The sequence below is a fragment of the Patescibacteria group bacterium genome (assembly GCA_028716665.1).
In the GTDB taxonomy this organism is placed as follows: domain Bacteria; phylum Patescibacteriota; class Patescibacteriia; order UBA2591; family JAQUPP01; genus JAQUPP01.
Window position 1 is genome coordinate 1 of record JAQUPP010000001.1, and the last position, 13325, is coordinate 13325.

Sequence of the window (13325 nt, forward strand, 5' to 3'; positions counted from 1 at the left end):
GCGTTTTAGCGCAAATAGGTTACCCCATTCGGAAATCTCCGGATCAAAGGTTGCTTGCCACCTCCCCGAAGCTTATCGCAGGCTGCTACGTCCTTTATCGGCTTTTGATGTCTAGGCATCCACCACATGCTCTAATTTTCTAATTCACCACTTAACTCACAAAAAATATTTTGTGAAAAAACTTACTTTAATTTAAATTGGACGATATTGATACATTACTCTATTTCTATTTTCGATTATTAAATTGTCAAAGTACTGAGGAAACTCTTTAAATTTTAGAGTCTGAAAGACGAATAAAATTTTACTAGAGTTTCGCTCACCCTGTTAAATAATTTCGCCTCTGGCGAAATTCCCGCTCTGCGGGATTTAATAGGGTTCTTTATTTTATTTTTAAATTTTCTACGATTTTCAATCTTTAAAATTTTCACAAGATAAAACAAAAAACCGCTTCAAGCGGTTTTTAAACTGCCCAAAAAGGACAGCAAAATCAGCCGCTTAATTGTAGATTGTTTGAAAAAACAATAATGTTTTGTTTTATAATTTTTAACATTTTAAAAATTGTTGTAATAGGTACTATACAAAAAATGGCAAAATAAGTCAATGTGGATATTACACAATACTGTGGATAAGTTGTTATAAAATATTTTTAATCAATTTTTCTGTTTTTCTTCCTTAAAATATCCCTCTAAACAACATTTTACCATTTCTTTCTTGGCATGTAATTCTACTTTTACCCATGGCTCATCTTTAAAAAATTCTGTAATTTTCTCAGCTTTCTAAAAAATCAGCCCATTTATTAACATTTATTAAATTGGAGCTTCCTTATGCCAATTGCCATTAGTAATTTCAAATGATTATCACTTTCTTTTTCTAGATTTTCTTTAGCTCTTTTATAAGTTTCTGTTCTCAAAAAATTTTCTACTTCTTTTTCGGTTTTAAATTCTTCTATAACTTTATCATCATCCCATTTCTCTTTAATAATAAATTTTTGTTTAAACAATAATCTTTTTCTTTCAACACAATATCCTGTATTGCCCACCATTCTTACATATTTAAGACCATCAGGCCCTATTACTTCCAAGTCTGGTAGCTGTATGAATTCCTTATCATCTTTCATTGCTTTGAAGATAGGAAATTGTATTTCATATCTTAATTCTTGCAAAGCTTTTTCAATAAATTCTTCCCTAAAAAGATCTAACTTTTTTTGGGTGTTCTCAGATTCTTTTATTTCTTCTTCCGTATTTTTATCAAAATTTATCTTTTCAGCCTCATTATATATTTTTTTCTCAACTTCAGGATGATTTGAAATTATTTTTATTTCTTGATCAATTTCAGTTTGACGCTTTTCTAAATTATCAACTAAAATTTTAAGCTCATTCAATTCCTTGATATCATTAGGATCTTTTAAATCTCCCTGTTTCTGTAAAGAATCAAAATAACCCAAACTTTCCTGAGCAGTTTTGAGTAATCCATCATTTTTTTGAGCTTCTGTAATCAGAGATTCTCGATCAATAATTTTTAATTCAATATTTTTTTCTTGCTCTCCTTTTTTTGTTTCAAGTCTTGTCTTTAATTTTGTCGCTAAATCTTCAGGATTATTAATCCCTATATCTTTTGATGACGGTCCACCTTCTCTATTCATATATTTACCTCATTAAGATTGTTTTTAAACAATCTTTAATTTATTATATATCTACTATTATTTAAGCACATTTTTTAGTTTTTGTCAATCCCTCACCCTTCGGTGATAATGCTCGTCCCGCATTTTCCTAATTAATTTTTTTAAAATATAAGTAAACTCTCTTAAATCAATGGTAAATTAAATAAATTAGTAAAATACTGGCTCGCATCTGGAAAATGACATCACCGAAGGGTGAGGGATTTCTTCCCTAAACACGCTTTAATAAAGGCCTTAAACAAAGGATGTGGCTCCAAAAATCTTGATTTATATTCCGGATGAAATTGCGTGCCGACAAAAAACGGATGATTGTTTAATTCAATCGCCTCCACCAATTTATCGTCCGGCGAAGTGCCGCCGATTATTAAACCGTTTTTAACCATCATCTCCCGATATTTATTGTTAAATTCATAGCGGTGGCGATGTCTTTCAAAGATTTTTTCTTGTTGATAAATGTTATAAATTTTTGTTCCTTTTTTTAAAGCGCACGGCCAAGCTCCCAATCTGATTGTTCCGCCGTATTGTTTTTTGGCCAAATATTCTTTTTGATTCGGCATAATATGAATCACCGGATACGGAGTTTTTGGGTCCGCTTCTTCGGAATTCGCTTTTTTTAATTTGCAAATATGACGGGCAAATTCAATCACGGCCATTTGCATTCCATAACACAAACCGAAATACGGTTTTTTCTTTTCCCGGCAATATTGAATCGCCTTAATCATTTCTTCCGAACCGCGCGAACCCCAACCTTGAGGCACAATCACGCCGTCCAATTTTTCCAAAATTTTTATTCCTTGGCTGGCGATTTCGTCCGTGCTGATCCAAACAAAATTCGGTCTACAATTATTGATCCAGCATCCGTGTTTAACCGCTTCAATCACTGAGATATAAGAATCGCTTAAAATAAATTGTCCGGTTCTAAAATATTTTCCCACCAATCCAATATTAACCGTTTTTTTGGCGTTTTTCATTATTCTGGCCGCCTTGGTCCATAATTTCAAATCGCCCTTGCGCGTTTTTAAATTAAATTTTTCCAAAATTTTCGTGCCCAGTTTGTCTTTTTCAAAATTCATCGGAATATCATAAATAGAAGTGACATCCGGCGCGGAAATAACGTCGTTTTCATTAAGATTGCAAAAAATTGAAATTTTTCTTTTTCTTACTTTATCCAATGGCATTGATGCTCGAGCTAAAATAAAATCCGGCTGAATACCGGCCGAATTGAGAGTTTTTACCGCCTGCTGAGTCGGTTTTGTTTTCATCTCACCGATTTTTGACGGAACCGGCAAGAAAGAAAGCATTATAAAAATGACATCTTGAGGTGATTTCAAATGCATCATTCTGGCTGCTTCCAAAAAAAGCATATTCTGATATTCGCCGACCGTGCCGCCGATTTCAATAATCATGATTTCCGATTTGGTCGCTCTGACCGCTTTCTTAATCCGGTCAATCACTTCATTCGGAATGTCCGGCACCACTTCAACGCACCGGCCGCCATATTCCAAATTTCTTTCTCTGTTGATCACGGATTGATAAACACTGCCCGTGGTCATGTAATTCGTTTTGTAAATATTTTGATTTAAAAATCTTTCGTAATTGCCGAGATCTTGGTCTGTCTCAAGCCCATCTTCGGTCACAAATGCCTCGCCGTGTTCCATCGGATTCATCGTACCGGCATCAACATTAATGTAAGGATCAATTTTAATCGCCGAAACGCGATAACCCTTGCTTTGCAAAATTTTGGCGATTGAAGCAACGGCAATCCCCTTACCGACCCCTGACATTACCCCGCCCATCACGAAAATGTATTTTGTTTTCATATATTTATTTTATTTCTTTTTCAGTTAATATTTTAATTTTATGTTTTTTCAGAAGAGCGGCAAAAACGCCGTCGCCTTTGATTAATTTTCCGGAAAAAGTGCCGTCATAAACCATTCCCGAACCGCAAGACGGAGATTTTGATTTTAATATCGCTTGTTTGCAATTTACCATTTGAGCGATTCTTAATCCAATCTCAGCTCCTCTCTCAAATTCTATGGTTACGTCTTTTTTATTTTTTGTAAAAACTTTATCACCCTTTTGTTCAGCAGGCAATCTGGGCGTTGTTAACCCGCCAAACTGTCCAGGGCAAACCGGGATTGCCTTGCCGCGTTTCACTAAATCAATAACCCTGCGACAAGGTTTCGCACTGCCGTCCCATCTGCATTTTATTCCCACTAAACAAGCGCTGACTATTTTCATATATTTAAATAATTTTAAATGTTTTACGAATATTTTCAAATGTAATTTTTTTGATTTGTTTTTTACTCAGTCCGATGCTTGGTAAAAATTTTTCCGTGAAATTTTTATAAAGATACAAAGAAGGATAACCCGGACAATATGGCGAAAATAATTTTTCACCAATGATATGCGGCGCGTGATCGGTTTCTATCCAGTCTATTTTACCGTCTTTCAAATATTTTCTTAATTTTTTAACGTCTTTTTTGTCTCTGAGCGGCGGATTTGTGGTATAAAGCAAACCATCGGGTTGTTTTAACATCTCATTGCTCCACAAAATATGATGCGGCGTCACACCGCAAGTAATTTTTATTTCTTTTCTCGCTCGATCAATTAATTCCACGGATTCCGGACATGAAACATGGCAAATATACAAAGTTCCTTTAAAATTTGTTTGTTTGGCGAATTTTATTTGATCTTTAACAGATTCTATTTCAGCCTTCTTTGGCCTGGCAAAACAATGCGTGATCGGTTTTAAAGGATTCCAAAGTTTTGGTTTTAAAAAACTTTCTTTTTCGCAATGAACAGCCAACACGCCTTTGTATTCAAATTCAGAAAGAGTTTTATATATTTTTATTTGATCTTTAACGCTGATAATCGCCAGATTTCCTGCTGATTTTCCGGCATATAATTTAAAACCGATAACTTCGCGATATTTATCATAACACTTTATCGCCTCTTTCAATTGTTTTCTATTCGCGGTCAAACCGATATATAAATAGTAGTCGTTTTTTCTGTTTTTAGGAACGAGTTTTAGTCTCGCCTTAACATCTTTTTCAAATAAAATCGGCGGAGTGGTATTAGGCATGTCAAAAATTTTATTCACGCCCTGTTCATCGGCAATTTTAAAAACATGCTCTATGGTTTCTTTATATGCTTGTTTGCCATCGCGGCAATGCACATGCGGATCTATGATCATAAAAAAATTTATATCTTCGCTAAATTCAATTTTTGGCGGCGATAGTAAAATAATTTTACTATTTCACTTGATATAAAATAAGCAATCACCAGGCCGAAAACAATTAAGACATAATTAATCGGCGGCGCGGCAAAATGGAAAAATTTCTGGCCCAAACCGGTAAAAGGCAAAATGACGATAAAAATAGCATCCAAGACAACAAGAAGCGTTAAAGTTAAACTTGGTCTTTTTGTTTTTAAGAAAAAATGCCTGGTTCTGACAATAAAAAGGAGGGCCAATTCAGTAAGAATACTTTCAATAAACCAAAGAGTTTGCATAAATGCCGGCTTGATGCCATGAAAAATTCCAAAAAATATAAAATCAAAAGCCGTGCTGACTAAAGCTAGAATTATTATCAAACCGATAAAATTGCTAAGCCGGGAAGTTTTTGGTTTTTTAAGTTCTTCGGTATCAACCGTGTCGGAAGCAATGGCAATCAAAGGAAAATCCGATAAAAGATTGCCAAGCAATATTTGAATCGGCAGCATTGGCAAAAAAGTGATAAACAAAGAAATTACGGCGATTGAATAAAAATTGCCGAAATTGCTCGCCATGGCGCATTTTATGTATTTATTGATATTTGAAAAAATCTTTCGCCCGTTTTTAATGCCGTCAATAAGCACTCTTAAATCTTTTTCGAGCAAAATTACGTCAGCCGCTCCCCTCGGAACATCAGCTGCTTCTTGAACAACGATTCCGACATCAGCGATTTTTAAAGCCGGCGTATCATTCAACCCCTCGCCCAAAAATCCGACTTCAAATTTTTTCTGGAGAGATTTGATGATTTTTAATTTTGTCTCAGGAGAAATTCTGGCAAAAATGAAAAATTTCAAACAAGCTTCGTCAAATTCTTTTTCCGGCAAAGAATCCAAAACTTTTCCTGAAATAACTTCACTTACGTCTCTAACCAACCCAACTTTGTGAGCAATATGCCCGGCCACTTCTTTGCTGTCCCCTGTGATCATTTTTATTTGAATGCCTAGTTTTTTCGCCGTCTGAATCGCTTCTTTCGCCGTTTCTTTCAATGGGTCAACAAAACAAAAATATCCCAAAAAAGTCATATTTTCTTCGCTTTTTTCCGAATATTCTCCTTTTAATTCTTTATAAGCAATGGCCAAAATTCTTTTTCCTTCGCGTCCATGATTTTCAATTTCTTTTTGCACTTCGCTTTTTTCTTTTCCGTATTCAAATTCCGAAGATAAATCCAAAATAATTTCCGGCGCGCCTCTGACAATAAGAAAACATTTTCCTTCTTTATCTTTTACTACCATGGTGTTTCTTAAACGCTCTGATTCAAAAGGAATAAATGAAACTTTCTTGAAATTTTTTAAATTTAAACGAACACTTGGAGAAGATTTTTCGTAAAGAGAAAAATCAAATGCGTTCAAGCTGTTTTGAGCGCCGTCTTCAATGTAATGAGAAGCGAGAAGACCGTAAAGAAAAAGTTTTTCTTTATCTTGGGCAAAAATTTCTTCAAGTTCAAGTTTGTTTTTAGTCAAAGTGCCGGTTTTATCAGTGCATAAAATTTCAATATTTCCCAAATCTTCAACCGCGGAAAGTCTTTTGACAACCACTTTTTCCCTGGCCAATCTTAATGCTCCACTGGAAAAAGAAAAAGTAATAATTAACGGCAATGCCTCCGGAATAATACTCACTATCAAAGCAATGGAAAAAATCAAGAAATCAAAAATATTCTTCGTTCCCTTGATCATCAAATTCGCCAAAAAAATCAAAAGAACAGCCGTTATAACCGTTCTCAATATGATTTTATAAAATTTTAAAATATCTTTTTCAAAAACGCTTTCCCTAGTTATGCCTGAAACCAATTTCGTAATTTCACCGAAAGCTGTTTGTTTGCCCGTGCCCACCACTATCCCTTCGGCTTCGCCGGAAGAGACTGAAGTTCCGGCAAAAATAATATTTTTCGCTTCAAAAACTTCTTTGGTTTCCGCGGAAAGAGGATTTAAAATTTTACCGAGATGAATTGATTCGCCGCTTAAAACCGATTCATCAACCAAAAAATCATCTGTTTCCAAAACTCTTAAATCAGCTGGAACAATACTGCCTGTTTCAAGAAGAACTATATCGCCCGGAACCAAATATTTTTTATCAATGACTTTTTCCATTCCGTCTCGACGAACTCTCACCTTGGACGGAATAAACTTTTGCAAAAGCGAAATGGCTTTTTGGGCTTTCGCTTCTTGAAAAAATCCGAAAGAAACATTGATAAAAATAAAAGCGAAAAGAACCAAAGCGTCAACTTTTTCGCCAACCGCGAGAGCAATTAATCCGGCAATAAAAAGCAAATAAAAAAATGGCGATTTGAATTGCCTTAAAAAAATATCAAGCAAACCGTTTTCTTTGGCTTTTAATTCGTTAAAACCGTAAGTTTTCAAGCGGCTTTCCGCTTCTTGATCAGAGATTCCGTTTTGGCCGGTTTTCAGCGCTTCAAAAGTTTCTTGAATATTTTTAATTGTATATTGAGGAAAATTCATTTTTTCACTTTAATAAAAGAAGAGACAAAACCAATAAGCCCAAAACTATTCTATAATAGCCGAATGGCGTAAAATTTTTTCGCTGAATATATTTTATCAAAAAAGCTATTACTGCCCAAGCCACCAAAAAAGAAACAACAAATCCGGTTGAAAGAATAAGAATATCCATTTTGCTCATTGCCATTCCGTATTTTAACAAACTATAACCTGAGGCGGCAACCATGGTCGGGATGGCCAGAAAGAAAGAAAATTGCACGGCCAATAAGCGCGAAGCGCCCAGAAGCATGGCGCCGATAATAGTCGCAGCCGAACGCGATATGCCGGGGATCATGGCTAAACATTGAATCAAGCCAATCAAGAGCGCGATTTTATAACTCATTTTTGCCACTGAAAATATTTTACTTTCTTTTTTTCTTTTTTCAATGATAATCAGCAAAACGCCGCCGATTATCAAAGCCAGAGAAACAGTCAGTAACCCGAATAATTTTTTTTCAATAAAATCGCCCAAAAGCGCGCCTAAAATTATAGCCGGCACAACTCCGACAATTGTTTTTTTCCATAAATCAATAACTTCCGCTTGCTTTTCTTTGTTATGACTGAATGGCCATAATTGCTTTCTAAAATAAAAAATAACGGCGAAAATCGCGCCGAGCTGAATAACCACATCAAACATTTTTGTAAAATCTTGGCTGAAATAAATCCAGCGATTAACAATAATCAGATGGCCGGTTGAAGAAATAGGCAAAAATTCCGTTATGCCTTCAACCACTCCCAAAATAATCGCTTTAAAAAAATCAAACATATTTTTATTTTTCTTTTAGTGAAATTAGAGCAATCTCCAATTCTCTCATATGTGCTTTTTCGAGGTCAATTCCATAGTGATTAGCAATCCTAATAATCATAAAAAATATATCGGACAACTCATTACCAATCTCATCTTTTGAAGCCTTATTATAGTTAGGATTATCCATTCTTTCGGCAAGATAATATTTCTCCAGAACCATAACATTCTTACTAAGCTCGCCAATCTGCTTCGTAAGTTCAATGATATTACCTTCTATTCCCCACTCCCGTTGTTCAACTTTTTTAAAAGCATCAATGACTTCATTGGTTTTTTGCACAACCTCTTTAAATGTTAAATCTGACATATTTAAAAATTTAATCGTTAATTTTTTCAGCTGCGTGGGTTCCGGCTGCGTAACCGGTACTCCAGCAAATTTGAAGATTATATCCGCCGGTCGGACCGTCAAGATCCAAAATTTCGCCGGCAAAAAACAAATTATCAATAATTTTAGATTTCATTGTTTTTGAATCCACTTCTTTCAAACTGACGCCGCCGCTGGTCGCGATCGCCTGATCATATCCCATTAATCCCACCACTGACACTTTCATTTCTTTTAAAAGATGAACTAAAATTTTCCTCTCTTCTTTGGTAATGGCGTTAATTTTCGTATTGGCAATAATTCCGGATAATTTGATTATCACGCCGATCATTTTTTTGGGAACAAGCTGAGGCAGATAATTTTCAAAATTTTTATTCGCGTTTTCCTGAAAATCTCTTTTTAACCGCTCGTCAAGATGCTTGAAATCAAGCGCCGGCTTGAAATCAATTTCAATCTCCACTTCTCCCTTTTTAAGAAGTTCTCCAATTTCCCTGCTCGCATCAAGAATAATCGGACCGCTTAATCCAAAATGAGTAAAAATCATTTCGCCGAAACGAGTGGCTTGTTTTTTATTATTTTGAAAAATATTAATCGCGACATTTTTTAAACTCAATCCTTGCAAATATTGAATCCAAGATTCATTGGTTCTGATAGGAACAAGCGTCGGATCTGTTTCAGTAATAGTATGTCCCATTCTTTTTGCCCATTGATAACCGTCGCCCGTTGATCCGGTGGTCGGATAAGATTTTCCGCCCGTGGCGATAATATAATTGCGCGCCTGAACAAACCCGTCTTTTAATTTTATTTTTTCAATTCGGTTATTTTCCAATTTAAAATCAAAAATTTCCGACCCGTAAATAAATTTAACTTTGTTTTCTTTGAGATATCTTTGTAAAACTTTCAACACATCTTCCGCCTGGTCAGATGTCGGAAAAACTCTTTTTCCTCTTTCCGTTTTAAGCGGCAAATTATGAGATTTGAAAAATTGCATTGTTTCTTCCGGACCAAAACAAGCCAATGATGAAAATAAAAACTTTCCGTTCGCGCCGATTTTTTTAATGAATTCTCTGTTATCCGGTTGATTCTGCGTCAGATTACATCTGCCTTTTCCGGTCATAAGCAATTTTTTCCCGAGATTGTTATTTTTTTCCAAAAGCACCACGCTGGCGCCCAATTCCGCCGCTCTTCCGGCTGCCATCATTCCCGCCGGTCCGCCGCCGATAACCGCCACGTCAAATATTTCTATGGTTTCTTGCATAAAAAATTAAAATTAATATCTTCTGGGTTTATGAAATCTATATGATCGATAATCATCTCTGTTTTTTGGCGCCGTATTTTCCCGTCTTCTTGGCGCTTCTGTTTTTTGTTGCGTTAATCCTTTTCTCATTGGAGGAAGTTCCGGAGTTTTTGAAATTGGAATATTTTTTCTGACCAAACGTTCAATGTCCCGCAATTCCCCTCTTTGATATGGAGTGGCAAACGATATGGCGTGTCCGACCGCTCCGGCTCGCGCTGTTCGGCCGATGCGATGCACATAATCTTCGCTGTTTTCCGGCAAATCATAATTGATAACCAATTCAATGCCGACAACATCCACTCCGCGAGACGCGACATCGGTCGCAACCAATACTCTGTATTTTCCGGTTTTAAATCCGGTAAGCGCTTCTCTGCGCTGGCCAAGAGATCGGTTTGAATGAATTTCATTTGCCGTATATCCCAAAGACTGAATTGATTCGTTTAATTTTTTCGCGCCGTGTTTTGTCCGCGTAAAAATAAGGACCGATCCTTTATATTGCGTTAATAATTTTTCCAATAATGGAAATTTATCTTGTTGCGGAATAATAAAAATTTCTTGCGTAACTTTATCCACGGTTGTTCCGGTCGGCGCGACTTCAATTTGTATCGGAAGTTTCATGTAAGTTTTTGCCATGGTCAAAATTTCAGCCGGCATGGTGGCGGAAAAAAGCATGGTTTGTCTTTCCGGAGAAATTGCCTGAAATATGGTTTTGATTTGCGGCGCAAATCCCATATCCAACATTCGGTCAGCTTCATCCAGGACTGCAATAACCACATTATTAAGCCGAACTGTTCTTTGCTGAAGATGATCATTTAAACGGCCGGGCGTAGCGATAATAATATGAGGGCTTCTGTTTAAAGCGCGAATTTGCGCTCCCATCGGCGCTCCGCCAATAACCACGGCGGTTCTTAATCCCACTGCCGCGCCCACTTTGTATAATGCTTCATCAACTTGCAAAGCAAGTTCGCGAGTAGGAAGAACAACAAGCCCGCAACCTTTTATTTGATTAAGGCGTTGAATCATCGGCAATCCGAAAGCAAGTGTTTTCCCGGTTCCAGTTTGAGCAATACCAACCACATCTTTTCCTTCAAGAGCTATTGGAATTGTTTTTTGTTGAATCGGTGTCGGAACAGTAAGATTTAATTTTAAGAGACTGTTGTAAAGCGCCGGAGCAATGCCGAGTTCGGCAAAATTTTGAACTGCAGTTTGTGGTGAATTTTGAGTCATAAAATATAATTTTAATACATTTAATTAATAAGGTTGAAATGAATTTATTTTTTAACAGCGAATAATTTTTTAAAAATTTTGCGATGATAAACAGAAAAAATAAGAGAAATACACAAAACTACCAAATATACGGGAAAAGCGCACGATGAAAAATTCCATATTTTTATCGCCGCAAAACTTGTAAGCGCATTAAATAACCCGGTGATGTAAGCAGTAACAGTTTCTGTTTCCGGATATTTCCACGATTTTACTAAAGTTGGAATTCCCGCAAATCCATCACTCGCGATCGCGAATATAATTGCGATAATCGGCTCTTTGGTCAAACCCCAAAGAATAAGCGCCAATATTGAACAAAGACCGCAAAGATAATCAAATTTTTCCAATTTCCAATAAGAATTTTTATTTACAAAAGAAGCGACAAAAATTAATAAAGGGCAAAGCCCTGCCATAAAAACAGACAAAACAGACCATCTCACTCCGCTTGAAAGTGCCGCAAAGGTCGCTATTAATGGAGCGACAGACCACATTAACCAAGTAACTTTATTCGGCTTGGTGTTCCCTTTTAAAGTTTCTTTTATATAAGAAAATGCTCCAAATAAATTAACCGCGGCTCCGACAAAAACTAAATATTGCAACATAATTTATTATAACTTTTTTAAAATTTACTTAAAAATCCAGACTCAAAGCCAAATGATCTGATATTACGTCTTGAATGACTTCAAAATTTTTCACTTTTATTTCCGGCGAAACTAAAACATAATCGGCGAATTTTATATCCTTTTTGTAAAGATGGCTCCTGGTTGAAGTAACATTATATTCCTTAATTAAATTTTTCATTGAACTTTCCAATATTGCCATGCTTTTTGTATCCGGAGTCAGATTGAAATCACCGCACAAAATTTTTAAACCGTCAAAATTATCTAAAAATTTCTTTGTATTTTCCGACTGTTCCAATCTTATCGGATTATCTTTTTTAAAGTCAGGGCACCATTGGCCGTGCAAATTACAAATCATGTGTTCTTTTCCGTCTTTTATAAATTTCAGATATTGGAGATTTACTCCCCACGTGGTAAGGTCTTCGTTTTCCATCGCATTTTTCCAGCGATAAACAAAATGGTCGCCGATTTCTTTAATATCCAAATCTTTTCTGATAAACATGGCCAAACTTTCTTCATTATCCTGTCTTGGAGCAAAATATCCATTAAATTCTTTCAATATACTGGCAATGTCTTGATAGATGTCTTCTTTTGCGCTTTGCTGAACTTTACTTTTTGTATGTAATGGATTATTAAAAACTTCTTGCAAGCAAAAAATGTCCGTATCTTGGGCGTGTTTTTTAAAAAAATCCATCAAGGGATTAAATACTCTCCCTCCCCAAATATTGAGTGTAATTAATTTCATTTTATTTAAAATTAAAGTGTTTGATTGAATTTTTTATTTACGGCCCAAATAAATCCCATTTTTTTATCAAATTTTGAAGGAAAAGTCTGGACACCGAAACCTTTCTCGCGTAAATGATTTTCTAAAATTTGGTGATGATTTCCTTTATTTTCATGATATTCCAAAATAATTGATTCAACTCTGGCAAAATCTGCGGAGCTGAAAGAATTAATCAACCGATATTCCGCGCCTTCAATATCCATTTTCAATAGGGAAATTTTTTTAATTTTTTTCTGCTCACAAAAATCAGCCAAACTGAAAGTTTTTATTTCTTGATTTTTTTGTTCGCCAGTCAACTCATTTCCATTGGCTAAAAAATGATTGTGATTATCGGGCATTAAAATCAATTTTCCTTGACCGGATTTTTCCGCCATGGCCGCTTCAACAATTTCAATATTTGACAGCTGATTTTCCGAGATGTTTTGTTTTAAAATTTCAAGATTATTTTTTTCCGGTTCAAAAGCGTAAATTTTTACTCTCGGATTAAAACTGCGACAATAAAAAATAAATAAGCCGATGTGAGCGCCGACGTCAATAATCGGCATCGCGGCTTGTTTTATTTTTTCTTTAGCCTTGCGATATTCTTCAAATTTGAATATTTCGTTAAAAACGCTTTTATCAACTTCATCGCGCAAATAAATTCGCCAATTTTTATTTTTTCCGCTTGAGACGTGGACCCAAGTCTCATCAGCCTTGGGCTGAGACCGGCTTTGAGCTGGAAATTTTAAATTAACTTTTTCCATTTTAAAATTCTATAAATCAACAAATTGAATGACTCTTCTTAAATAAA

12 protein-coding genes and 1 rRNA gene are annotated in these 13325 nt (G+C 35.6%); all 13 read right to left on the reverse strand.

The genetic code is table 11. The annotated features are described in order from the left end of the window. A 23S ribosomal RNA gene (locus tag PHF10_00005) occupies nt 1–146 on the reverse strand; the annotation flags it as partial. A gap of 650 nt (nt 147–796) precedes the next feature. Then, entirely contained in the window at nt 797–1642 is an 846-nt protein-coding gene (locus tag PHF10_00010; protein ID MDD5534133.1) for a hypothetical protein, read from the reverse strand. A gap of 221 nt (nt 1643–1863) precedes the next feature. Further along, nucleotides 1864–3498 (reverse strand): CTP synthase, encoded by a 1635-nt coding sequence (locus PHF10_00015; protein MDD5534134.1) that lies wholly within the window; start codon nt 3496–3498, stop codon nt 1864–1866. 4 nt (nt 3499–3502) lie between these two features. Next, nucleotides 3503–3919, reverse strand: coding sequence for a DUF523 domain-containing protein (locus PHF10_00020; protein MDD5534135.1), 417 nt, complete (start codon nt 3917–3919; stop codon nt 3503–3505). Between the two features lie 4 nt (nt 3920–3923). Next, on the reverse strand, nt 3924–4874 hold the full coding sequence (locus PHF10_00025; GenBank protein ID MDD5534136.1) for a dihydroorotase: 951 nt from the start codon (nt 4872–4874) through the stop codon (nt 3924–3926). 8 nt (nt 4875–4882) lie between these two features. Then, the gene (locus PHF10_00030; GenBank protein ID MDD5534137.1) at nt 4883–7408 is read right to left on the reverse strand and encodes an HAD-IC family P-type ATPase; all 2526 of its coding nucleotides are present in this window, start codon (nt 7406–7408) and stop codon (nt 4883–4885) included. A gap of 4 nt (nt 7409–7412) precedes the next feature. Further along, entirely contained in the window at nt 7413–8210 is a 798-nt protein-coding gene (locus tag PHF10_00035) for an undecaprenyl-diphosphate phosphatase (protein MDD5534138.1), read from the reverse strand. A gap of 4 nt (nt 8211–8214) precedes the next feature. Further along, nucleotides 8215–8556, reverse strand: coding sequence for a hypothetical protein (locus PHF10_00040; GenBank protein MDD5534139.1), 342 nt, complete (start codon nt 8554–8556; stop codon nt 8215–8217). A 10-nt stretch (nt 8557–8566) separates the two neighbouring features. Continuing rightward, entirely contained in the window at nt 8567–9829 is a 1263-nt protein-coding gene (locus PHF10_00045) for an NAD(P)/FAD-dependent oxidoreductase (protein ID MDD5534140.1), read from the reverse strand. 12 nt (nt 9830–9841) lie between these two features. After that, on the reverse strand, nt 9842–11095 hold the full coding sequence (locus tag PHF10_00050; GenBank protein MDD5534141.1) for a DEAD/DEAH box helicase: 1254 nt from the start codon (nt 11093–11095) through the stop codon (nt 9842–9844). Between the two features lie 44 nt (nt 11096–11139). Next, nucleotides 11140–11733 (reverse strand): hypothetical protein, encoded by a 594-nt coding sequence (locus PHF10_00055; protein MDD5534142.1) that lies wholly within the window; start codon nt 11731–11733, stop codon nt 11140–11142. A 28-nt stretch (nt 11734–11761) separates the two neighbouring features. Continuing rightward, on the reverse strand, nt 11762–12496 hold the full coding sequence (locus PHF10_00060) for an endonuclease/exonuclease/phosphatase family protein (GenBank protein MDD5534143.1): 735 nt from the start codon (nt 12494–12496) through the stop codon (nt 11762–11764). Nucleotides 12497–12507: 11 nt separating this feature from the next. Next, nucleotides 12508–13278, reverse strand: coding sequence for an FkbM family methyltransferase (locus PHF10_00065; GenBank protein ID MDD5534144.1), 771 nt, complete (start codon nt 13276–13278; stop codon nt 12508–12510). Nucleotides 13279–13325 lie beyond the last annotated feature (47 nt).